General features: G+C 66.8%; 16 protein-coding genes. 10 read left to right on the top strand and 6 right to left on the bottom strand.

The annotated features are described in order from the left end of the window. Positions 1-304: 304 nt before the first annotated feature. The 4 genes from CR919_RS13520 to CR919_RS13500 form a co-directional block, all read right to left on the bottom strand. Positions 305-808 carry a hypothetical protein gene (locus CR919_RS13520; RefSeq protein WP_099820448.1) on the bottom strand — a complete coding sequence of 168 codons (504 nt, stop codon included), beginning with the start codon at positions 806-808 and terminating at the stop codon, positions 305-307. Between the two features lie 47 nt (positions 809-855). Then, on the bottom strand, positions 856-1,149 hold the full coding sequence (locus CR919_RS13515; RefSeq protein ID WP_093818171.1) for a LysM peptidoglycan-binding domain-containing protein: 294 nt from the start codon (positions 1,147-1,149) through the stop codon (positions 856-858). 200 nt (positions 1,150-1,349) lie between these two features. Next, positions 1,350-2,168, bottom strand: a complete 819-nt coding sequence (gene queF / locus CR919_RS13510) for an NADPH-dependent 7-cyano-7-deazaguanine reductase QueF (protein ID WP_099820447.1) — start codon at positions 2,166-2,168, stop codon at positions 1,350-1,352. A gap of 599 nt (positions 2,169-2,767) precedes the next feature. Then, a complete protein-coding gene (locus CR919_RS13500) occupies positions 2,768-4,087 on the bottom strand; it encodes a M20 family metallopeptidase (RefSeq protein ID WP_025874644.1) in 1,320 nt (439 codons plus the stop codon). Positions 4,088-4,273: 186 nt separating this feature from the next. Here CR919_RS13500 and CR919_RS13495 point away from each other — a divergent pair, with 186 nt between their 5' ends. From CR919_RS13495 to CR919_RS13450, 10 genes are all read left to right on the top strand, one after another. After that, positions 4,274-5,515 (top strand): efflux RND transporter periplasmic adaptor subunit, encoded by a 1,242-nt coding sequence (locus tag CR919_RS13495; protein WP_099820446.1) that lies wholly within the window; start codon positions 4,274-4,276, stop codon positions 5,513-5,515. A 74-nt stretch (positions 5,516-5,589) separates the two neighbouring features. Beyond that, a complete protein-coding gene (locus CR919_RS13490) occupies positions 5,590-8,823 on the top strand; it encodes an efflux RND transporter permease subunit (protein WP_099820445.1) in 3,234 nt (1,077 codons plus the stop codon). A gap of 31 nt (positions 8,824-8,854) precedes the next feature. Further along, positions 8,855-11,977 carry an efflux RND transporter permease subunit gene (locus CR919_RS13485; RefSeq protein WP_099820444.1) on the top strand — a complete coding sequence of 1,041 codons (3,123 nt, stop codon included), beginning with the start codon at positions 8,855-8,857 and terminating at the stop codon, positions 11,975-11,977. A gap of 230 nt (positions 11,978-12,207) precedes the next feature. Further along, entirely contained in the window at positions 12,208-14,265 is a 2,058-nt protein-coding gene (locus CR919_RS13480) for a TonB-dependent receptor (RefSeq protein WP_099820443.1), read from the top strand. 137 nt (positions 14,266-14,402) lie between these two features. Further along, a complete protein-coding gene (yccS, locus tag CR919_RS13475) occupies positions 14,403-16,580 on the top strand; it encodes a YccS family putative transporter (protein ID WP_099820442.1) in 2,178 nt (725 codons plus the stop codon). Positions 16,581-16,709: 129 nt separating this feature from the next. After that, complete coding sequence (locus tag CR919_RS13470) at positions 16,710-17,507, top strand: SDR family oxidoreductase (RefSeq protein ID WP_099820441.1); 798 nt, start codon at positions 16,710-16,712, stop codon at positions 17,505-17,507. Between the two features lie 148 nt (positions 17,508-17,655). Beyond that, positions 17,656-19,545, top strand: a complete 1,890-nt coding sequence (locus CR919_RS13465; RefSeq protein WP_099820440.1) for an MFS transporter — start codon at positions 17,656-17,658, stop codon at positions 19,543-19,545. A 196-nt stretch (positions 19,546-19,741) separates the two neighbouring features. Beyond that, positions 19,742-20,029, top strand: coding sequence for a CD225/dispanin family protein (locus CR919_RS13460; RefSeq protein ID WP_099820439.1), 288 nt, complete (start codon positions 19,742-19,744; stop codon positions 20,027-20,029). A gap of 33 nt (positions 20,030-20,062) precedes the next feature. After that, positions 20,063-20,347, top strand: a complete 285-nt coding sequence (locus CR919_RS13455) for a CD225/dispanin family protein (protein ID WP_099820438.1) — start codon at positions 20,063-20,065, stop codon at positions 20,345-20,347. Between the two features lie 43 nt (positions 20,348-20,390). Next, positions 20,391-20,816 (top strand): DUF2752 domain-containing protein, encoded by a 426-nt coding sequence (locus tag CR919_RS13450; RefSeq protein WP_099820437.1) that lies wholly within the window; start codon positions 20,391-20,393, stop codon positions 20,814-20,816. A gap of 506 nt (positions 20,817-21,322) precedes the next feature. On the opposite strand, the gene ampE is transcribed toward CR919_RS13450, so the two are convergent. Together ampE and nudC are read right to left on the bottom strand one after the other, a co-directional pair. Next, positions 21,323-22,210, bottom strand: a complete 888-nt coding sequence (gene ampE / locus CR919_RS13445; RefSeq protein WP_099820436.1) for a regulatory signaling modulator protein AmpE — start codon at positions 22,208-22,210, stop codon at positions 21,323-21,325. Between the two features lie 94 nt (positions 22,211-22,304). Then, positions 22,305-23,237, bottom strand: a complete 933-nt coding sequence (nudC, locus tag CR919_RS13440; RefSeq protein WP_099820435.1) for an NAD(+) diphosphatase — start codon at positions 23,235-23,237, stop codon at positions 22,305-22,307. Between the last annotated feature and the right edge of the window lie 20 nt (positions 23,238-23,257).

Here is a 23,257-nt window from a genome sequence, read left to right as displayed (position 1 = left end):
GGGCGCGCGCCGGAGAAACCCCTGCATTGTCGCGTTTTCAGCCGCGCGGGGCAAAGCCGCGCCATACGCGGCGGTACTGCGCCCAGGCAACGCTGTGATCCATCCACGCATGGCGTGGACGGATGCACCACGTGCCGGGCGTCAGTAGATCCACGCCATGCGTGGATGGAGATGCCGCGTGCCGGTCTCCGGTAGATCCACGCCATGCGTGGATGGAGCCTTCGCGCAAAAGCCACAAACAAAAAAGGACGCAGCCTCGCGGCTGCGTCCATCGTGAGTCCAACCGGGAGAGAGTCGGCGGGACTTACTTGACCTCGAACTCCTGCGGCGTTCCGGCCGCCTTACCATCGACCATGACTTCGGCGCGGTACTTGCCGGCCGGCCAGCCATTGGCATTCTTGAAGGTGATGTTGGTGGTCTCTGCACCGCTGGTGTTCAGGGTCGCGTTCTGCTCACCGGCCACCTGGCCATCCTGGAAGGTCAGCTTGGCGCCAACGGTGACATTGTTGGCCGCGCCATCGGTCTTCACCGAGACGATGACATCGTCCTTCGGCGCGAACAGGGCGGCAGTGGCCACCGACTTGTCAGCAGCGGCAGACTTGCCGACAGTGACGGCGGACACAGCAACGGCCGATGCAGCCATCGGCGGCGGCGCGCCGGTCATCGGAGCGGGCGCTTCGGCCGGCGTGGTTGCCGCCGGAGCCGCGTTGTTGTCTGCGGTTTCTTCCTTCTTCTTGCAGCCCACCAGGGCGACACTGCCCAGCAGCGCGGCCAGCAGGGCATTCTGAAGCGGGGTCGTCTTGATCATTCGGGGTTCCTCCCAGGGATTGTCGGACGGCGATTGGATCGCCGGTATTACTTCGGCGGCAGTTTCAGGGTCTGGCCCGGGAAGATCTTGTCCGGGTCGTCGAGCACGTCGCGGTTGGCTTCGAAGATCTTCTTCCAGGCGTTGGCATCGCCCAGGTGCTGCTTGGCGATCTTCGACAGCGAATCCCCCTTCTGCACGGTGTAGGTGCCACCGCTGGCCACCTCGGCGGTACTGTCCACCGAGGCACTGACGCCGGAAAAGTCCGCCTTGGGGACCTGCTGGGCGGTACTGTCGACGCTGCCACTGACGCCGGAGAAATCGGCTTTCTTCTCGGTACTCATCCACACACTCCCGTCTGTATGACTACATGGCTGGCACGGTGTCATAGAGGTTGTTAAATGGGGATGGTGCCGATGTGAAGCCGCCCCCGGGGTGGCTGAACAATCGAGGCGGAACGCCGCTGCTGGGCTCGCCGGGCATGGCCCGGCGCTACCCGTCACAGTGCGGCCCCACGGTAGCGCCGGGCCATGCCCGGCGACGCTTATTGCCGCAGTTCGCGGTAGGTCGCGGCCGGGGCGGCGATGCCGGGGCTGGCGCGCCACGGGTTGATGTCCAGGCCACCGCGACGGGTATAGCGGGCTTCCACTTCCAGCCACTGCGGCCGGCAGCGCGCGGACACTTCGCTGAAGATGCGCTCGACGCACTGCTCATGGAACTCGGCGTGCTCGCGGTAGCTGACCAGGTAGCGCAGCAGGCCGGCACGATCGATCTGCGGGCCGCGATAGCGCAGGCTGACGGTGGCCCAGTCCGGCTGGCCGGTGACCGGGCAGTTGGACTTCAGCAGGGCCGAGACCAGGGTCTCCTCCACCAGCACGTCGGCGTCGGCCGACAGATAGTCCGCCTGCGGCGGGCCATAGCAGTCGATGTCCACATCAAGGCCATCAATCAACTCGCCCAGCGGCGACTCGCGCAGCGCCGGCAGCCCGAACGTGACCTGGACCGGGGCACCGGCGCAGGCCGACAGATCGGCGACGAGGCGCTCGCGCAGGGCATCGGCACTGTCCAGGCGGGTGCTGTTGAGCGAGTTCAGGTACAGCTTGAACGACTTCGACTCGATCAGCCGCGGCGAGGTGCACGGCACCTGCACGGTGGCGACGGCGACCTGCGGTTTGCCACGCGGGTCGAGCCAGCTCAGCTCGAAGGCGTGCCAGCGGTCGTGGCCGACGAACGGCAGCGCGGCCTCGTCGAGGCCGATCTCGGCGCGGGCGCCGACGCGGGGGATGGGAAACAGCAGGCCGGGATCGTACTGCGACGGGTAACTGACCTCGCGACCGAGGCTGGAATCCTGTGGGGTGTTCATGGTGCTTATTGTATCGCGCGTGGAGCGGGCCTTCGGCCGGGTCGGCCAACGGCGGAGCCCCTCCGTGGTGGGTGGGTTGGTCGCGTACAGCCGGGATTCTGGGGTTGGCCGGGCGGGGAGGCTGGGCAGGGGGCGCTGCAAGTACGTCCATGTAAGCTCGGTCGCCGCATCCATGCGGCTCACGCCCCTGCCCAGCCTCCCCGCCCGGCCTCTGACAGTTTCCTGCGCGCGGCGGCCGCCACGGGAAAGATCAGAAAAATCAAAATCAAAAGCAGGATCAAAAGCCGATCCTTCAGACATTCATGACGTCTGCCATCCACGCGTGGCGTGGATCTACCGTGTCGACCAAGGTCGACACCCACCAGAAGCAGCACAGAACGCTGTTCCGACAGATCGCGGAAATCTGTCGAAGGCGGGGTGGGTCCGGTTGCGGGGGTGTCCGCGGCATGGATGCCGCGGCCAAGCCCCCAGGGATGGGTTTACGGCGTCCCCCGCAACCGGATCCACCCCGCCATCCCACGAATAGCCAGCTTTTGCCGTTGCTCCGGCTGTTGCCGTTGCCTCGGCGGGTGCAGGGCTGCAAGCCCTGCCTGCAACCCTCACCCCGCCGGGGTGCCGGCACCATGCAGATAATCCAGGCTCACCTGCAGCAGCGCACGGAATCCGACATCCAGCGCCTTCTCATCCAGCAGGAACTTCGGCGAATGATTGGCCGGCGCCGTCGCCGGATCGATGCCCACGCTGGTCGAGCCGACGAAGAAGAACATGCCCGGCACCTCCTTCGCGTACAGCGAGAAATCCTCCGCGCCCATCTGCAGCGGCGGCTCGTACACGTTGTCCTTGCCCACCACTGCCTGCAGGCTCGGCAGCATCTTCGCGGTCAGCGCCGGGTCGTTTACCGTGGCCGGGTTGCCCTCCGATTCGTAGATGTCGGTGACTGCCTTGGCGCCGTGCGCGGCCGCGGTGTGATCGGCCACATTGCGCAGGTCGGCGAAGATCTGCTGGCGCATGCCCTCGTCGAAGGTGCGGATGGTGCCGACCATCTCCACTTCATCGGGAATGATGTTGTAGCGGATGCCACCGTTGATCGCGCCGAAGGTCAGCACCGCTGGCTGCTTGGAGAGGTTGGCACGGCGGCTGACGATGGTTTGTGCGGTGCCGATCAGATCGGCAGTGGCCACAATCGGGTCAACGCCGTTCCACGGTGCCGAGCCATGTGTCTGCCGGCCGATCACCTTGATGCCGAAACGATCGGACGCGGCCATCAACGGGCCTCCGCGCACGGCGATCTGCCCCGCTTGCACACTGGAAAACACATGCAGCCCGAACACCGCCTCGGGCTTGAAGTCGGCAAACAGGCCTTCCTTCAGCATCAGCGCAGCACCGCCCTCCTCCGGCGGCGGCGCGCCTTCCTCGGACGGCTGGAAGATCAGCATCACCTGGCCGGGCAGGTCCTTCTTCATCGCCACCAGCGCTTCGGCCACGCCCAGCAGGGTCGCGGTGTGCGCATCATGGCCACAGGCGTGCATCACGCCTACGGTCTGCCCGCGGTACTGCGCGGTGGCCTTGGAGGCGAACGGCAGGCCGGTCTGCTCGGTCACCGGCAGGGCATCCATGTCCGCGCGCAGGGCGATCTTCGGGCCCGGCTTGCCGCCTTCGATGATCGCCACCACGCCATGATGGGCAATGCCGGTCTTCGGCTTCAGTCCCATCGCGCGCAGGCGCTTGGCGACCTCGGCGGAGGTCCGCTCCTCGCGGTTGGACAGTTCCGGGTGCTGATGGAAATCGCGTCGCCATTCAACCACCTTGGCCTGCAGGCGCTGCGCGGCGGCGGTCACTTCCGGGCGCTGGGCGTCCTCGGCATGGGCAAGGGCCGGCAGGGCCAGCAGCAGGGCGGACAGCAGCAACGAACGGCGCATCTCGATCTCCACGGAAGGGGTCTGCACCTGAATGTAGGGCAACCTCGTCGCCACGGGAACCTCCACCGTCGCCCACCGGTCTGAGCGCCCGTCCCATCCGTCATGCAGGAAACCCGGTGGGCCACAGGTATGCTTTGCGCATTGCCACCCGGGGTGCCACCCCGTCCAGCCCTCTTGGAGTCTTGAATGTCACGTGTTTGGAAGATCGTGCTGCTGGTCGTGGCGGTACTGGTGCTGGCCGTGGTTGGCCTGCGCGTACTCGGTGGCGGCAAGGACAAGGCCGCTGGGCAGGAAGCCGGTGCCCGCCAGGGCGGTGAGGATCCCGATGCCGGCCCGGTGCCGGTGACCGTGATCGATGCCGCACGCCAGGACGTGCCGGTGTATGCCAGCGCGCTGGGCACGGTAACCGCGATGAACACCGTGACCGTCAGCCCGCAGGTGGGCGGCCAGCTGATGAGCCTCAATTTCCGCGAAGGCCAGGAAGTGAAGAAGGGCGACGTGCTGGCGGTGATCGACCCGCGCACCGCCCAGGCCAGCTATGACCAGGCCGTCGCCTCCAAGCGCCAGAACGAGGCCCTGCTGGCCACCGCGCGCTCGAACTACCAGCGCTCGAACGCGCCGGAGTACCGCCAGTTCGTGGCCAAGACCGATCTGGATACACAACGAAACCAGGTGGCACAGTACGAAAGCGCAGTCGCCGCCAATGAAGCGAGCATGCGCTCGGCGCAGGTGCAGCTGCAGTACACCAAGGTCACCGCCCCGATCACCGGCATCGCCGGCATCCGCGCGGTCGACGCCGGCAATGTGGTCAACGCCGGCACCGCACTGGTCACCCTGACCCAGATCCATCCGATCCACGTGCTGTTCAACCTGCCCGAGCGCCAGCTCGGCGACGTGCGCCAGGCGCAGGCCGCCGGCAGCGTGCCGGTTGCAGCACTGGACCGCGCCGATTCGCACGTGCTCAGCGGCGACGGCAAGCTGGACGTGGTCGACAACCTGATCAGTGCCGACAGCGGCACCTTCAAGGCGCGCGCGGTGTTCGACAACACCGACAACGGCCTGTGGCCGGGCCAGTTCGTCAATGTGCGCATGCAGTTGCGCACCATCGGCGGCGGCGTGGTGATCCCCACCCAGGCGGTGCTGCGTGGCCCCGATGGCGAGTACGTCTACGTTGTGCAGGGCGACAACACGGTGAAGATGCAGACCGTGCGCAGCGGCGTGGAAGTGGGCGACAGCCAGGTGCAGATCGCCGAAGGCCTGAAGGGCGGCGAGCGCGTGGTCAGCGAAGGCCAGTTCCGCCTGAAGCCGGGCAGCAAGGTGACCGCGCTGAAACCGGGCGAGACGCCGGCCGCGCCGACCGAGGCCGAACTGAAGGCCGCCGAACAGAAAAGTGGCGGCAGCGGCCGTCGTGGTGGTGGTCCGCGCTGAGCGCAGGCCACCCTTTCCCTTCGCGCCGGCATCGATGCCGGCGCTGCCATTGAAGCGCCAGCAAGGATCAGTCCGTGGGCTTTTCGACGATCTTCATCCGCCGTCCCATCGCGACCTCGCTGTTGATGGCAGGTCTGTTGCTGCTGGGTATTCTTGGTTACCGCAAGCTGCCGGTGTCGGCGCTGCCGGAAATCGATGCGCCCAGCCTGGTGGTGACGACCCAGTACCCGGGTGCCAACGCCACCACCATGGCCTCGCTGGTGACCACGCCGCTGGAGCGCCAGTTCGGGCAGATCTCCGGCCTGGAACTGATGACCTCCGATTCCTCGGCGGGGTTGTCGACGATCATCCTGCAGTTCTCGATGGACCGCGACATCGACATCGCCGCACAGGACGTGCAGGCCGCAATCCGCCAGGCCACCCTGCCCTCGTCGCTGCCGTACCAGCCGGTCTACAACCGGGTGAACCCGGCCGACGCGGCCATCGTCACCCTCAAGCTGACCTCCGATACGCGGCCGCTGCGCGACGTCAACAACTACGCCGACTCGATCCTCGCCCAGCGCCTGTCGCAGGTGCAGGGCGTGGGCCTGGTGTCGATCGCCGGCAACGTGCGTCCGGCCGTGCGCATCCAGGTCAATCCGGCGCAGCTGTCGAACATGGGCCTGACCCTGGAAGAGCTGCGCAGCGCGCTCACCCAGGCCAACGTCAATGCGCCGAAGGGCTCGCTGAACGGCAAGACCCAGTCCTACAGCATCGGCACCAACGACCAGCTGGCCAGCGCCGCCGAGTACCGCGACACCATCATCAGCTACAAGAACGGCCGCCCGGTGCGGCTGTCCGACGTGGCCGAAGTGATCGATGGCGTGGAGAACGACCAGCTCGCCGCATGGGCCGATGGCAAGCCGGCGGTGCTGCTGGAAGTGCGCCGCCAGCCGGGCGCCAACATCGTGCAGACCGTCGAGCGCATCCGCGCGCTGCTGCCGCAGCTGCAGGGCGTACTGCCAGCCGACGTACACCTGGAAGTGTTCTCCGACCGTACCGAAACCATCCGTGCGTCGGTGCATGAAGTGCAGTTCACCCTGATCCTGACCATCGGCCTGGTGGTGGCGGTGATCTTCGTGTTCCTGCGCCGGTTCTGGGCCACGATCATTCCCTCGGTTGCGGTGCCGTTGTCGCTGGCCGGCACCTTCGCAGTGATGGCCTTTACCGGCATGTCGCTGGACAACCTTTCGCTGATGGCGCTGGTGGTGGCCACCGGCTTCGTGGTCGACGATGCGATCGTGATGATCGAGAACATCGTGCGCTACATCGAACAAGGCAAGAGCGGCAAGGAAGCAGCGGAGATCGGTGCACGGCAGATCGGCTTCACCGTGCTGTCGCTGACAGTTTCGCTGGTGGCGGTGTTCCTGCCGCTGCTGCTGATGCCCGGCGTCACCGGCCGCCTGTTCCACGAGTTCGCCTGGGTGCTGAGCATCGCGGTGGTGCTGTCGATGCTGATCTCGCTGACGCTCACCCCGATGATGTGCGCCTACCTGCTCAAGCCCGATGCGCTGCCCGAGGGCGAGGACGCGCACGAGCGTGCCGCCGCGGCCGGCAAGCAGAACCTGTGGACGCGCACCGTCGGCCTGTACGAGCGCAGCCTGGACTGGGTGCTGGAACACCAGCCCCTCACCCTGGCCGTGGCCGCGGCCGCGCTGGTACTGACCGTGCTGCTGTACGTGCTGATTCCCAAGGGACTGCTGCCCGAACAGGACACCGGCCTGATCACCGCCGTGGTCCAGGCCGACCAGAACATCGCGTTCCCGCAGATGGAGCAGCGCACCAAACAGGTGGCCGAAGCGCTGCGCAAGGACCCGGACGTGACCGGCGTGTCGGCCTTCATCGGCGCCGGCAGCATGAATCCCACGCTCAACCAGGGCCAGTTGTCGATCGTGCTGAAAGAGCGCGGCGAGCGCGATGGACTGGATGAGATCCTGCCGCGCCTGCAGAAATCCGTCGCCGGCATTCCCGGCGTGGCGCTGTACCTGAAGCCGGTGCAGGACGTGACCCTGGATACCCGCGTGGCCGCCACCGAGTACCAGTACTCGCTGTCGGACGTGGACAGCGCGGAGGTGGCCCTGCAGGCCAACCGCCTGACCCAGGCGCTGCGCCAGCGCCCGGAACTGGCCGACGTCGACAACAACCTGTCCAACCAGGGCCGCGCACTGGAACTGAACATCGACCGCGACAAGGCCAGCGTGCTGGGCGTGCCGATGCAGACCATCGACGACACGCTCTACGATGCGTTCGGCCAGCGCCAGATCTCGACCATCTTCACCGAGCTCAACCAGTACCGGGTGGTGCTGGAAGTGGCGCCGCAGTTCCGCACCAGCACCGCGCTGATGGAACAGCTGGCGGTCGCCTCCAATGGCGCCGGCGCACTGACCGGCACCAACGCGACCAGCTTCGGCCAGGTCACTTCCTCCAACTCGTCCACCGCCACCGGTATCGGTGCGCAGAACACCGGCATCACCGTCGGTGCGGGCAGCATCATCCCGTTGTCGGCGCTGGCCGAGGCCAAGGTATCCAGCGCGCCGCTGCTGGTCAGCCACCAGCAGCAGCTGCCTGCGGTGACGGTGTCGTTCAACGTCGCCCCGGGCTATTCGCTGTCCGATGCGGTCAAGGCCATCGAAGAGACCAAGGCCAGCCTAGACATGCCGGCGCACGTGCATGCGCAGTTCATCGGCAAGGCCGCCGAATTCACCGGCAGCCAGACCGACGTGGTGTGGCTGCTGCTGGCCTCGCTGGTGGTAATCTACATCGTGCTGGGCGTGCTGTATGAGAGCTACATCCACCCGATCACGATCATTTCGACCCTGCCGCCGGCCGGCGTCGGTGCGCTGCTGGCACTGATGGTCTGTGGCCTGAGCCTGTCGGTGGACGGCATCGTCGGCATCGTGCTGCTGATCGGCATCGTCAAGAAGAACGGCATCATGATGGTCGACTTCGCCATCGAGGCGCGGCGCACCGGCGCCAACGCGCGCGAGGCCATACGCCGCGCCTGCCTGCTGCGCTTCCGCCCGATCATGATGACCACTGCGGCGGCCATGCTCGGTGCGTTGCCGCTGGCGCTGGGCACCGGCATCGGCTCGGAACTGCGTCGCCCACTGGGCATCGCCATCGTCGGCGGCCTGCTGCTGTCGCAGCTGGTGACGCTGTACACCACGCCGGTGATCTACCTGTACATGGAACGCTTCTCGGAATGGCTTGCACGTCGCCGTGAACAGCGCGCGCTGCGCGATGGCACGCTGCAGGAGCCGCAGGCATGACCCTGGCCCCGCACCTCCGGGGGGCTGCACGATGAACCTGTCCGGCCCCTTCATCCGCCGTCCGATCGGCACCGCGCTGCTGGCCATCGGCTTGTTCATGGTCGGCGTGATCTGTTACCTGCGGCTCGGCGTGTCGGCACTGCCGAACATCGAGATCCCGGTGATCTTCGTGCACGCCAGCCAGTCCGGTGCGGACGCAGCGACCATGGCCTCCACGGTGACCGCGCCGCTGGAGCGCCACCTCGGCCAGCTGCCGGGCATCGACCGCATGCGCTCGTCGAGTTCGGAGGGCAGCTCGCTGGTGTTCATGATCTTCCAGAGCGACCGCGACATCGATTCGGCCGCGCTGGACGTACAGACGGCGATCAATTCGGCGCAGGCCGACCTGCCCTCGGGCATGGGCTCGCCGATGTACCAGAAGGCAAACCCGAACGACGACCCGGTGATCGCCATCGCGCTGACGTCGCAGACGCAGTCCGCCGATGAGCTGTACAACGTCGCCGACTCGCTGCTGGCCCAGCGCATCCGCCAGATCGGTGGTGTCGCCTCGGTCGACATCGCCGGTGCTTCAACGCCGGCGGTGCGCGTGGACGTCAACCTGCGCCTGATGAACGCGCTGGGACTGACCGCCGACGACCTGCGCAATGCCGTGCGCGCGGCCAACGTGACCTCGCCCACCGGCTTCCTCAGCGATGGCAACACCACCACCGCGATCATCGCCAACGATTCGGTCGCACGCGCCGCCGATTTCGCCGACCTGGTGGTCAAGACCCAGGGCGATGGCCGGGTGATCCGCCTGAAGGACATCGCCAACGTCTACGACGGCCAGCAGGATGCCTACCAGGCCGCGTGGTTCGACCACAAACCGGCCGTGGTGATGTATGTGTTCACCCGTGCCGGCGCCAACATCGTCGAGACCGTGGACCGGGTGAAAGCGCAGATTCCCGCGTTGCGCGATTACCTGCAGCCGGGCACCACGATGACGCCCTACTTCGACCGCACCCCGACCATCCGGTCGTCGCTGCATGAAGTGCAGATCACCCTGCTGATCAGCCTGGCGATGGTGGTGCTGACCATGGCGCTGTTCCTGCGCCGGTTGGCGCCGACGTTGATTGCCGCAGTCACCGTGCCGCTGTCGCTGGCCGGTGCCGCGCTGGTGATGTACGTGATGGGCTTCACCCTGAACAACCTGAGCCTGCTGGCGCTGGTGATCGCGATCGGCTTCGTGGTCGACGATGCGATCGTGGTGATCGAGAACATCATGCGCCACCTCGACGAGGGCATGCCGCGGATGCAGGCGGCCTTCGCCGGTGCGCGCGAAATCGGCTTCACCATCGTCTCGATCACCGCCTCACTGGTGGCGGTGTTCATCCCGTTGCTGTTCGCCAGCGGCATGATGGGCGCGTTCTTCCGCGAGTTCACCGTGACCCTGGTGGCGGCGATCGTGGTGTCGATGATCGTTTCGCTGACGCTGACCCCGGCGCTGTGCAGCCGCTTCCTCAGCGCACACGACCACAAGGCGGCACCGTCGCGCTTCGGCCGCTGGCTTGATGCCGGTCACGAGCGGATGCTGCGCATCTACACCGTGTTCCTTGATTTCTCGCTGCGCCATGCGCTGCTGCTGTCGTTGACGCCGTTGATCCTGATCGGCGTCACCATCTTCCTGTTCGGTGCGGTGAAGAAGGGGGCGTTCCCGCCGCAGGACACCGGCCTGATCTGGGGCCGCGCCAACTCCGGTGCGACGGTGTCCTTCGAGGACATGGTCAGCCGCCAGCGCCGCATCACCGACATGCTGATGGCCGACCCGGCGGTGAAGACCGTGGGCGTACGCCTGGGCAGTGGCCGCCAGGGCTCCAGCGCACAGTTCAACGTCGAACTGAAGTCGCGCAAGGAAGGCCGCCGTGAAACCACCGCACACGCACTGGCACGGCTGAGTGCGAAGGCCGACCGCTACCCGGACCTGCAGCTGCGCCTGCGCGCGATCCAGGACCTGCCCAGCAATGATGGCGGTGGCAACAGCCAGGGCGCGCAGTACCGCGTCTCGCTGCAGGGCAACGATCTGGCCGCGCTGCAGGAATGGCTGCCCAAGCTGCAGGCGGCATTGAAGAAGAACCCGAAGCTGCGTGATGTCGGCACCGACGTCGACAACGCCGGCCTGCGCCAGAACATCGAGATCGACCGCGCCAAGGCCGCGCGCCTGGGCATCTCGGTCGGCGCCATCGATGGTGCGCTGTACGGCGCCTTCGGCCAGCGCCAGATCTCCACCATCTACTCGGACATCAACCAGTACAGCGTGGTGGTCAACGCGCTGCCGTCGCAGACCGCCACGCCCGCGGCACTGGACGAGGTGCATGTGCGCGCGCGCAACGGCGAGATGGTGCCGATCACCGCGGTGGCCAGACAGGCGCCGGGCCTGGCGCCCTCGCAGATCACCCATGAAAACCAGTACACGACGATGGACCTGAGTTACAACCTCGCCCCCGGCGTCAGCATGGGCGAGGCCAAGGCCATCATCGACAGCACCGTGGCCGGCATGCGCATGCCCGGCGACATCCGCCTGGCCGACGACGCGGGCTTCGGCTTCAATTCCGACCCCAGCGACATGCTGATCCTGGTACTGGCGGCGATCCTCACCGTCTATCTGGTACTGGGCATTCTCTACGAAAGCCTGATCCACCCGGTGACGATCCTGTCCACCCTGCCGGCGGCAGGTGTGGGTGCGTTGCTGGCGTTGTTCGGCACCAACACCGAACTGTCGGTGATCTCGATGATCGCGCTGGTGCTGCTGATCGGCATCGTCAAGAAGAACGCGATCATGATGATCGACTTCGCCCTGGTGGCGCAGCGCGAACATGGGCTGACCCCGCGCGAGGCGGCACGTGAAGCCAGCATCGTGCGTTTCCGCCCGATCATGATGACCACCATGGTGGCGATCCTGGCGGCGGTGCCGCTGGCGATCGGGCTGGGCGAAGGGTCGGAACTGCGTCGCCCGCTGGGCATCGCGATGATCGGCGGTTTGCTGTTCTCGCAGAGCTTGACCCTGCTCAGCACGCCGGCGCTGTACGTGATCTTCTCGTGCCTGGCCGAGCGCTGGAAGGCGCGGCGTGCACGCAGGCGTGAGGCAAAGCTGCTGAGGCGCGCGCAGCGGGCGTAGCAAGACCCATCCACGCATGGCGTGGATCTACTGGGTGCGGACCGTTGGTCCGCACCCCGATGACATTTGACGCGCCGTAACGAAAAGAGAACAATTCTCATCCAGCCATGGTCCTGCGCCCCGTTGCGGCGCCCCGCTGCCGTTGCCGGCACGCCTGCGTGATCCCAGCCACCGACCTTTCCCCCTGCATGGGCGGATGGCCCGTGGCCGCCCGCCGAGGATCTCCATCGATGTTGCCGATTCGCTCCCCCCGCCTGGCCGTGCTGGCCGTCGCGCTGTCCGCCGCCTGCACGGCACACGCCGAAGCCCCCGCCGACACCCGTAGTGCCACCGATCTGGACGCGGTCAAGGTCATCGCCGAGCGTACCCACACCGAGGCCGGTGCCCTCGGCGATCGCGCCCTGCGTGATACCCCGTTTGCGATCACCGCGGTCGGCCGCGAGCAGATCGAACAGCGCCAGGTCGTGTCGCTGGGCGAAGCCTTCCTGCTCGACCCCTCGGTCACCACGCAGGTAAGTGCCTATGCCAGCGGCTGGAGCTCGCCGATCCGCAACCGCGGCATCGACCTGAACTTCGACAGCTACCGGGTCAACGGCCTGCAGGTCTCGTCCTGGGGTACCGAATGGCCGCTGGAGGTGATGGAACAGGTCGACCTGCTGAAGGGCCCCGGCGGGTTCCTGTACGGCTTCGGCGCACCGGGCGGCATCGTCGACTACATCACCAAGAAGCCGACCGAGGTACCGACCTTCTCCGCCCAGCTCGGCTGGCGTGAGCAGGGCATCGTCAGCGGCGGCATCGACGTCGGCGGCCGCTTCGGCAACGAGCAGATGTTCGGCTACCGCTTCAACGCCTTCCAGGAAAAGGGTGAAACCTTCAACGGCGGCCATGTCGATCGCAAGGTCGGCGCGCTGTCGCTGGACGCGCGCCTGAGTGATGCGCTCACCTGGACCTTCGACGGCGTGTTCCAGTCGCGCGACCTGCGCGAGGAATCACCGCAGTACTACTTCCGTGGCCTGACCTCACTGCCGCGGCCGATCGCCGGCGATGTCGACAACAGCGTGCCCGGCACCTACTACGACACCCGTTCCAGCCTGCTGTCCACGGCACTGGACTGGCAGATCAAGAGCGACTGGAAGGCCAGCCTGAGCTATGGCGTCACCACCTCGTGGAACGACGTCAACAAGATCTTCGCCTACATCGACGACCTCAACGGCGACTACGCCGTCAACGTCTACGAACTCGGCGGCAAGAGCGAGTGGAAGCTGGCGCAGGCCCTGGTGCAGGGCAGCTTCGACACCGGGCCGCTGCAGCACCGGCTGGTGGCCGGGGTCAGCCACCAGACCGGGCTGGGCTGGGACCGTCCTTACGAGTTCAGCCTGATCGGCCGCGCCAATCTGTACCAGCGCCATGACGTCCGCCACGACGCGGTGGGTTCACGGGTGATGACCCGCGGTGATGAGACCGTGCAGCAGGCGGTGTTCGTCAGCGATACCGTCGAGCTCGGCCATGGCTGGTCGGTGCTGGCCGGTTGGCGCTACAACGATTTTGAGACCAAGGGCGCGTACCACACCTATCCGGTCACCCCGACCTATGCGGTGATGTTCAAGCCCAGCGAGGCCGTCACCCTGTATGCCAGCTACATCGAGTCGCTGGAAGCCGGCGGCCGCGTCGGCAACAGCTACGTCAACGCCGGCGATGTGCTCGATCCCACCATCAGCAAGCAGTACGAGATCGGCGCCAAGGTTGAAGCAGATCGCTGGAACGCAAACGTCGCTGCGTTCCGCCTGGAGCGCGGCGCCAACATCGATCAGCTGACCGATGCAGGCAAGCGCCTGGTGCAGGATGGCATCACCCTGTACGAAGGCATCGAGGCCAGCGCCGACCTGCACCTGAGCGATGCGCTGACCGTCGGCGGTGGCGTGACCTGGCTGGACCCGACCTACGACAAACTGTCACCGGGCAGCGCGGCGCAGGAAGGCAACCGCACCGCCGGTGCTGCACGCTGGAGCGGCGTGCTGCATGCCACCTACCAGCTGCCGTGGGTGGATGGGCTGGAGACCTATGCCGCCGTGCGCTATTACGGCGATGTCTGGTACGACGCCGACAACACCCTGAAGCTACCTGACTACACTCTCGTCAACGCTGGCATCGGCTACCGCCTGCTGGCCTCCGGCCACCCGGTGACCCTGCGTGCCAGCGTGGAGAACCTGGCCAACCGCAGGTACTGGTCGAATGCGGGCGTCGGCCTGCCGCGCACCTTCGCGCTGAGCGTGCGGTTCGACATGTAAGCGACCGGCAAACGGTAGTGCCGGCCGCTGTCCGGCACTACCGGGGTATCGAGCGGAAAATCATCCACGCATGGCGTGGATCTACCATTTCACGCGCGGCCCGCAATAATGGGGCTCGATCCTTCCGCCGAGCCTGCATGTCCGCACGCGAATCCCGCCTCAGCCGCCTGTGGGCCCACGAGAAGGCCAGCTATGGCCTGCGGGTGTTCATTGCCCTGACCGCGGCCCTGGCCGTGTGCTGGCACCTGGATGCGCTGACCGCGCTGCCCGGCGTGTTCCTCGGCATCATCGCCAGCGCGATTGCCGAGACCGATGACAACTGGTGGGGCCGGACCAAGGCCGTGCTGCTGTCGCTGCTGTGCTTCTGCCTGGCGGCGGCCTCGGTGATCTGGCTGTTCCCCTTGCCGTGGATCTTCATCACGGCCCTGGCGCTGTCCACGTTCGGCCTGACACTGCTCGGCGCACTCGGCGAGCGCTACGCGTCCATCGCCCAGGCCACCGTCACCCTGGCCATCTACACCATGATCGGCCTGGAACAGCATGGTGCCCACGACCTGCACAGTGCGCTGGACGCGGTCAGCCACCTGCTGGCGGGTGCGGTCTGGTACGGGCTGCTGTCGATTCTGTGGACCACGTTGTTCGCCAACCGACCGGTGCGCGAGCGCGTGGCCCGCCTGTACGTGGAACTGGGCCGTTACCTGCAGCTCAAGGCCGCCCTGTTCGAACCCGTGCGCGAGGCGGACCTGCAGCGCCGCCAGCTCGACCTGGCCGAACAGAACCGCCGCGTGGTCGGCGCGCTGAACGAGGCGAAGACGGCGATCCTGGCGCGTTTTGGCCGCTCCGGCCGGCCCGGCGTCAACTCCGGCCTGTACCTGCGCCTGTATTACATGGCACAGGATTTCCATGAGCGCGCCAGCTCCTCCCACTATCCGTACGGCGCGCTGGTCGATGCGTTCTTCCACAGCGACGTGCTGTACCGCTGCCAGCGCCTGCTCGACCTGCAGGGCCAGGCCTGTGCACGGCTGGGCGAAGCGATCCGGCTGCGCCGCCCGTTCGTCTACGGCGAGAGCAACCAGCAGGCCGGGCGCGATCTGGCCGATGCGCTGGCCTACCTGCGCGACCAGCAACGTCCGCAATGGCAGCGCCTGCTCGGCTCGCTGGACCTGCTGGTACACAATCTGCGCAGCATCGAGCGCCGCCTGCTCGATGCCGAACGTTCCGAAGCCAGCCTGGACAACGTCGACACCCGCCTGCGCGACAGCAACCCGCACACGCTGCGCGAAATGGGTGTGCGCCTGCGCCAGCAGCTCACCCCCGGCTCGGTGTTGTTCCGCCATGGCTTGCGCATGGCGCTGGCGCTGATCGCCGGTTTCGTTGCCATCCATCTGTTCAATGCACAGAACGGCTCGTGGGTGCTGCTGACCATCGTGTTCGTGTGCCGGCCCAGCTTCGGCGCCACCCGCCAGCGCCTGGCCCAGCGCATCGTCGGTACGCTGGCCGGGCTGGTGCTGACCTGGGCGCTGCTGCAGCTGTTCCCCCGGCTGGAGATCCAGCTGCTGATCGCACTGCTGTCGGCGTTGCTGTTCTTCTTCACCCGTTCCGACCGCTATCTGGTCGCTTCAGCGGCCATCACGGTGATGGCGCTGACCTGCTTCAACCTGATCGGCGACGGCTTCGTGCTGATCGTGCCGCGCATGGTCGATACGATCCTCGGCTGCGCGATTGCCGCAGCGGCCGCGTTCCTGATCCTGCCGGACTGGCAGGGTAGACAGCTGCACCGCGTGCTGGCGCGGGTGCTGGATACCGCCGCGCGTTATCTGGAATCGGTGCTGGGCCAGTACCGCAGCGGCATGCGCGACGATCTGGCCTACCGCATCGCCCGCCGCGACATGCACAACGCCGATGCCGCACTGTCCACCGCACTGTCGAACATGCTGCGCGAACCGGGCCACGTGCGCCGCAACCTCGATTCGGGTTTCCATTTCCTGGCGTTGTCCAACACCCTGCTCGGGCACCTGTCGGCACTGGGTGCGCACCGCGACCAGGTCGACAGCTACGCGGGCGATCCACTCGCGCTGGCCGCCGGCGAGCGGGTGCGCAAAGCGCTGCAGCAGCTGGCGTCGGCATTGACTGCGCAGCAGCCGGTGTCGGAAGAAGACAACGATGCCGATCGTGCGGTGGCGGCGGAACTGGAGGAGCTTGATGAGACGATGCCGCCGAAACTGCAGCTGATCCGTACGCAGATGGCGCTGGTGCTGCGGATGCTGCCGAAGGTGAGAGCGGCGGCGAATGGTGCGGTGAGTGGTTTGACCTGACGGCATCCACGCATGGCGTGGATCTACTGGGGCGGGTGTCGGCCGTGCAACATCGTGTTGCGTCCACGGGGGCATTCCGATCACGCCCGGGCGCCGATACTGCCGTGTCGCCCACGCAGGATCTCCCCCATGAAGATCGAACTCAACGACCGCACCGCGCTGGTCACTGCCTCCACCGCCGGCATCGGCCAGGCCATCGCACAGGGGCTGGCTGCCGCCGGTGCCCGGGTCATCCTCAACGGCCGCAGTGCCGACAGCGTGGAACGTGCGCGCCAACGCCTGCTGGCTGCCATCCCCAGGGCCAATGTGCTGGGCGTGGCCGCCGACCTGTCCGACGCCAGCGGCGTCGACACCCTGCTGGCCGGCCTGCCGGGGAAGGTCGACATCCTGGTCAACAATGCCGGCATCTTCGACCCGCAGGATTTCTTCGAGACCGACGATGCCACCTGGGAGCAGTACTGGCAGACCAACGTCATGTCCGGCGTGCGCCTGTCGCGCGCCCTGCTGCCGGCGATGGTCGACGCCGGCTGGGGCCGCGTGCTGTTCATCTCCTCCGAATCGGCACGCAACATTCCGGCCGACATGATCCATTACGGCGTCAGCAAGACCGCGCAGCTGTCGCTGTCGCGCGGCCTGGCCAAGCGCGTGGCCGGCAGCGGCGTCACCGTCAATGCGGTGCTGCCCGGCCCGACGTTGTCCGACGGCTTCGCAACGATGTTCGAAGAAGAACGCGCGCGTAGCGGCAAACCGCTGGAACAGATCGGCCGTGAGTTCGTGATGGCCCATCGTCCCGCGTCGGTGATCCAGCGCGCGGCCACGGTCGAGGAAGTGGCCAACATGGTGGTCTACCTCGCCTCGCCGCAGGCGTCGGCCACCTCCGGCGCAGCGTTGCGGGTCGATGGCGGCGTGGTCGACGATATCGTCTGAGGTTCTCAGGTATGCGCACCAACGGTCCGCACCCACCGTCCGCACCCACCCAGGGGGCTGAGTAGATCCACGCCATGCGTGGATGCATGCCGCCACGGTCCCGACAGACGGGCAGGAATGCTAGGCTGCGCCGGTCCAAGGAGGTTCCATGTCCGGTCACAACCAGTTCGCCCTGCTGCGCCAGCGCCGTTTCCTGCCGTTCTTCATCGTGCAGGGGCTGGGTGCCTTCAACGACAACGTGTACCGACAGGCGATCATCGGCCTGCTGTTCTACCTCGGCGTGGCCGAGAGCGAGCGCACGCTCTACACCAACCTGGCGCCGGCGCTGTTCATCCTGCCCTACTTCCTGTTCTCCGCCCTGGCCGGGCAGATCGCAGAAAAGCTGGAGAAATCGCGACTGATCGTGATCACCACCACCATGGAGATCGTGATCATGACGCTGGCGGCGGTGGGCTTTCTCACCGAGAGCCTGCCGGTGCTGCTGGTGGCCTTGTTCTGCACGGGTCTGCAATCCACCCTGTTCGGCCCGGTGAAGTACTCGGTGCTGCCCTCGGTACTGCGGCCGGAAGAACTGACCGGTGGCAATGGCCTGGTCGAGATGGGCACGTCGATGTCGATCCTGACCGGCATGATCGTCGGCGGCCTGGTGTTCACCCTGGCCGGCACCCATGGCCCGATCGTGGCCGCCACGGCGGTCATCGCGCTGGCGATCTGCGGCAACCTCGCCGCGCGCATGATCCCCAAGGTCGATGCCGGCGCGCCGGATCTGAAGATCAACTGGAACCCGATTCCCGAATCGCTGGCCGTGCTGCGCATGGCCAGGAAACAGAAATCGGTACGCAACGCCATCCTCGGCGTGTCCTGGTTCTGGTTCGTCGGCACCATCCTCACCGCGCAGCTGCCGTCCTATGCGGTCACCAACCTCGGTGGCGAGCCCACCCTGTACATCTTCGCGCTGGCCCTGTTCTCGGTCGGCACCGGTGTCGGTTCACTGCTGTGCGAAAAGCTGTCGGCACGCACCGTGGAGATCGGCCTGGTGCCATTGGGCGCGTTCGGCATGACCGCGTTCCTGCTCGACCTGTACTTCGCACGCGCCGGTGAAGCCACCGCCCAGGGCCTGTCGGTCACACAGTTCGTGCACCAGGCCGGCAGCATCCGCATCATCGTCGACCTGCTCGGCATCGGCCTGTTCACCGGTTTCTTCGTGGTGCCGCTGTTTGCGTTGATCCAGAGCCGCACGCCGAAATCGGAGATGTCGCGCGTGTTCGCCGCGCTGAACATCCAGAACTCCGGCTTCATCGTCGCTGCGGCGGTACTCGGCCTGCTCACCCAGCGCCTGCTCGGCTGGACCATCCCGCAGCTGTTCCTGGCACTGGCGATCGCCAACGCGGTGGTAGCGATCTACATCTTCACCATCGTCCCCGAATTCCTGATGCGTTTCCTCAGCTGGGTGATGGTGCGCACGCTGTATCGCCTGCGCCCGCATGGCATCGAGGACAATGTGCCCGATGAAGGCGCCGCGCTGCTGGTCTGCAACCATGTCAGCTACATGGATGCACTGATCCTGTCGGCGACGATTCCGCGCCCGGTGCGCTTCGTCATGTACTACAAGATCTTCAACATCCCGGTGATGCGCTGGATCTTCCGCACCGCCAAGGCGATCCCGATCGCCGGTGCGCGCGAAGACCCGGCGCTGATGCAGCGTGCGTTCGATGAAGTCGATGCCGCACTCGCCGAGGGCGAACTGGTGTGCATCTTCCCGGAAGGCGCGCTGACCCGCGACGGCACGATGGCACCGTTCAAATCCGGCGTGGAGAAGATCCTCGAACGCCGCCCGGTTCCGGTGGTGCCGATGGCCCTGCGCGGCATGTGGTCGAGCATGTGGAGCCGCCGCGATACCCGGCTGGGCCGCATGCGCGTGCCGCGCCGGTTCCGGGCGACCGTAGAGGTGGTCGCGGCACCGGCAGTGGATGGCCAGTCCACCGATGCCGCCGCCCTGGAGGCCCAGGTCCGTACCCTGCGCGGCGATCTCGCCTGAGGGGCCGATCACGCCGCAGCGTGCCCTGAAAGCCGGCGCCAAGCGCCGGCTTTTTCTTGTCCCGTCAAGCGTCAAAGGCGACGGGATCTGGCTGTAACCGCATACATGCGTCGCAGGTTGCGGTAGATTACGCACCCACAGGGGGGAGGTTCGGCCTGTCTACGACACGCCGACCGCCAAGGAATGGAGTCTTGCTTTGAATCAACCGCCACCGCTCAGCCGTCCGGTCTACATCCCCAACCATCTGGTCTGGGCGATCCTGACGACGCTGTTCTGCTGCCTGCCGTTGGGCGTGGTGTCGATCGTGTATGCCGCCCAGGTCGATGGTCGCCGCGCGGCCGGTGACCTGCCGGGGGCATACAGCGCGTCGCGCAAGGCGGGCTGGTGGGCGGTGGCTTCGGCCGCGGCCCTGCCGGTCCTGTTGCTGTTGTGGTTCGGGCTGTTCGGCGGCTTGGCCGTGCTGGGCACTCTATCCGACCTTTGATTCACCACCACCACCCATCGAGGAGCTTGAACCATGAACACCAGTACCCCGCAGGTCCCCAACAATCTGGTCTGGGCCATCCTGTCCACCCTGTTCTGCTGCCTGCCGGCCGGCATCGTGTCGATCGTCTACGCCGCACAGGTCAACGGCAAGCTGGCTGCCGGCGACGTCGCCGGTGCCCGTGAATCGGCCGACAAGGCCAAGAAGTGGGCCATCTGGTCGGCCATCGCCGCCGTCGTCGTCATGGTGCTGTACGTCATCGTGATCATGGCCGTTGGCGGCCTGGGCGCCCTGAGCGGCGGCAACGGCAGCTACTGATGCCCGCGACGGGGTCCGGCCACGCGCCGGATCCCGCTCCTGCATGTCCGCACTTCCCGCGCGTTCCCGTCTTGCCCGCTGGGCTCCGCTGCTGGCTGCTTCCGGCTTGGCCGCGGGTGCAGCCGTGGTCCTGCGCCACGTCAATCCGTATGTCTCCGGCAATCCGCTGCCGGGCTGCCCGCTGTATGCACTGACCGGCTTCTACTGCCCCGGCTGCGGCAGCACGCGCTGCCTGTATTCCCTGGTCCACTTCGACCTGCCCGGCGCGATGGCGATGAACCCGTTGCTGGTCATCAGCCTGCCCTTCCTGTTCCTGATGCTGCTCAACACAGCCGGCGTGCGCCCGCGCGTGCTCGATCCGCTGATGCGGGTACTGGCCAGTCCTACGTTCTGGCTGTGGCTGCTGCCTGGCTATGCCGTGCTGCGCAACCTGCCGTGGGCGCCGTTCACTGCGCTGGCTCCGGTGTAGTTTCCCGCCAACGGCGCAGCCCCTCGTGGTTGGTCGCTGGAAGCAGAAGCCGTTGGGGTTGGCCGGGCGGGTGGGCTGCGCAGGGGCCGCTGCAAGTACGTCCATGTAAGCTCGGTCGCCGCATCCATGCGGCTCACGCCCCTGCGCAACCCACCCGCCCGGCCACGGACAATTTCCGTGCGCGTCCACCACGGAAAAGAAAGAGAAGATCAAAAGCAAAAGCGGAAGCGGATCGCTTCGCTCTGCATCCACGCATGGCGTGGATCTACCGTGTCGACCAAGGTCGACACCTACCAACAGCCGCCGGAACCTGTCGGGGGTGGGGCGGTGTGGGGCTGCAGGACCGTTGGCGCCATGGATGGCGCCATCGAGCCCCCATGGATGGGTTCACGGCGTGTCCTGCAGCCCCACACCGCCCCGCCCAACCCTCAGCAACCCAGAGCCGCTTTGGCTTTGGCTTTGGCTTTGGCCTCTGCAGGTGCAGGGCTGCAAGCCCTGCAAAGCAACTACGTCACCCAGCCTGCGATCACCAGCAACGCCAGCACTGCCAGCCACAGCAGCAGCATCCGCCACACCAGGCTCATCGCATCACGCAGGTCCGGCAGCCGCTGCCACACCGGCAGCAGGCCGGCTTCGGTGTAATCGTGCGCATCTTCGCGCAATTCGGCATTGACGCTGGCACGCGCCACCGCGCCCAGGAAACCAATGCCGCCGGCCAGGCGCTCACCATGCGCCTGCCGCCATGCCTTCCAGGCCGTGTCGAAGTTGCCGACCAGCGCCATCGAGAACGCCATCAACTGCGCCACCGGCCACTCGATCCAGCCCAGCAGCCGCTGCGCCAGCGCCAGCGGTTCCACCGGCACGCGCGCACGCATCGGGCTTTCCGCCATCAGTGCCAGCAGGCGATAACCGAGCGCACCCACCGGGCCCAGCAGCAGGAACCAGAACAGCACCGCGAACCAGCGCCGCAGTGCGTTCAGCACGGTCGCCTCGACCAGCGAAGGAACATCCTCGCGCAGGCTGCCACCGGCCGACTGCAGGTTGCGTACCGCCGCCTGCCGGGTCGGTGCATCATCGGCATCGATGATCGCTTCGATGTCGCGGTCCAGATCCCGCGGGCCCCAGCACCAGGCCAGCACGGCCACGCCCAGCAGCAGCGCCGGAAGGCCGAACAGCACCCCGCGCAGCAGCCAGGCAACCATTGCCATCAGCAGCAGTGGCGGTACGATCGCCAGCGCCACGCCGGCCGCTCCCTGCCAGGTACGACCACCGCGCGCGTCCAGCCAGCCCAGCCAGCGCCGGAAGCCGTCGAAACGGCGCAGCGACGCGGCAGCGGCCGGGGCGACATGGCCAAGGGCCAGTGCCACCAACACGGCGACCAGGGTGGTGAACATGGCAGGTCTCCCTACGAGCAAGCGTTCGGCGTCGCTACCTTACCTGTCGCAGCGCCGCCGTCAGCGGTGAACCGTACTGTAACCGGCAGCGTGTTCAGGTGGCGGCAATGCTGGCGCCGCCGGCCGCCGGTTGCTGGCGGTACCAATGCTCGATCAGCCCCCGCGAAATGGAGATCGGCGGTGACAGACGGATGCCTTCACCATCGTCCTCGACGTCACGTGCGAGGGCCGCGCCGACTTCCTCGGCGCTGAACCAGCGCGCGTCTTCCAGCTCGCCGTCCACGGTCGGCACATCGTCCTGTGCCTGCGCACGAAAACCGACCATCAATGCACCCGGGAACGGCCAGGGCTGCGAGCCCAGGTACTGGCAGGCGGTCACCCGCACCTTGCTCTCTTCGTGCACTTCGCGCGCGACGGTCTGCTCGAAGGTCTCGCCCGGCTCGACAAAGCCGGCCAGCACCGAATAGCGGCGCGGCGCCCAGTTGGACTGGCGGCCCAGCAACAGCCGTCCCTGGTTTTCCACGGCAACGATCACGGCCGGGTCGACGCGCGGGTAGTGCTCGGTCGCGCACTGCGGGCAGCGGCCAACGAAGCCGCCACGGGCGAACGTCACGGCCGTGCCGCAGACGCCGCAGAAGCGGGTCCGCGATTGCCAGTAGGACATGCCGCGGGCGTAGCTGAAGGCGGTCGCATCGGCCACGGTCCACAGCAGGGCGGCCTGGCGCAGATCGAGCCGGCGTGGCGCGGTGACGGTCACGCTGGCAGCTTCCACCGAGAACCACGCCTGCTCGCCACGCAGGCCGAGGAAGATCGCGACCCCGGGCCCGCCACCGACATCAGCGCCGGTCAGCGCCAGCGGCTGGTCGTCATCACCGGTGAAGGCGGTGCCGTCCTGGTCCAGGACAAGAATGCGCGCATCCGGCCACAGGCGCGCCAGAGCATCGGCATCTTCGCGCATGGCATCGGCGCGCTCCAACGGTTCACCCACGAAGGCAAAACCGGAAAGCGGCGAAGGAGAAGTGAGCATCCAGCTAGCCTGCCGCCAAT

The sequence above is a fragment of the Stenotrophomonas sp. LMG 10879 genome, assembly GCF_002750935.1.
GTDB lineage: Bacteria > Pseudomonadota > Gammaproteobacteria > Xanthomonadales > Xanthomonadaceae > Stenotrophomonas > Stenotrophomonas lactitubi_B.
Note: the sequence above shows the minus strand (reverse complement) of the source record. Positions and strands in the feature narration are given on the sequence as shown.

Excerpts from the sequence above, each read along its gene's own strand:
- CR919_RS13485 (WP_099820444.1), top strand. The coding sequence starts at position 8,855 with ATGAACCTGTCCGGCCCCTTCATCCGCCGTCCGATCGGCACCGCGCTG.
- ampE (WP_099820436.1), bottom strand. The coding sequence starts at position 22,210 with ATGTTCACCACCCTGGTCGCCGTGTTGGTGGCACTGGCCCTTGGCCAT.
- nudC (WP_099820435.1), bottom strand. The coding sequence starts at position 23,237 with ATGCTCACTTCTCCTTCGCCGCTTTCCGGTTTTGCCTTCGTGGGTGAA.
- CR919_RS13520 (WP_099820448.1), bottom strand. The coding sequence starts at position 808 with ATGATCAAGACGACCCCGCTTCAGAATGCCCTGCTGGCCGCGCTGCTG.
- CR919_RS13455 (WP_099820438.1), top strand. The coding sequence starts at position 20,063 with ATGAACACCAGTACCCCGCAGGTCCCCAACAATCTGGTCTGGGCCATC.
- yccS (WP_099820442.1), top strand. The coding sequence starts at position 14,403 with ATGTCCGCACGCGAATCCCGCCTCAGCCGCCTGTGGGCCCACGAGAAG.
- CR919_RS13495 (WP_099820446.1), top strand. The coding sequence starts at position 4,274 with ATGTCACGTGTTTGGAAGATCGTGCTGCTGGTCGTGGCGGTACTGGTG.
- CR919_RS13515 (WP_093818171.1), bottom strand. The coding sequence starts at position 1,149 with ATGAGTACCGAGAAGAAAGCCGATTTCTCCGGCGTCAGTGGCAGCGTC.
- CR919_RS13500 (WP_025874644.1), bottom strand. The coding sequence starts at position 4,087 with ATGCGCCGTTCGTTGCTGCTGTCCGCCCTGCTGCTGGCCCTGCCGGCC.
- CR919_RS13465 (WP_099820440.1), top strand. The coding sequence starts at position 17,656 with ATGTCCGGTCACAACCAGTTCGCCCTGCTGCGCCAGCGCCGTTTCCTG.
- CR919_RS13470 (WP_099820441.1), top strand. The coding sequence starts at position 16,710 with ATGAAGATCGAACTCAACGACCGCACCGCGCTGGTCACTGCCTCCACC.
- CR919_RS13450 (WP_099820437.1), top strand. The coding sequence starts at position 20,391 with ATGTCCGCACTTCCCGCGCGTTCCCGTCTTGCCCGCTGGGCTCCGCTG.
- CR919_RS13480 (WP_099820443.1), top strand. The coding sequence starts at position 12,208 with ATGTTGCCGATTCGCTCCCCCCGCCTGGCCGTGCTGGCCGTCGCGCTG.
- queF (WP_099820447.1), bottom strand. The coding sequence starts at position 2,168 with ATGAACACCCCACAGGATTCCAGCCTCGGTCGCGAGGTCAGTTACCCG.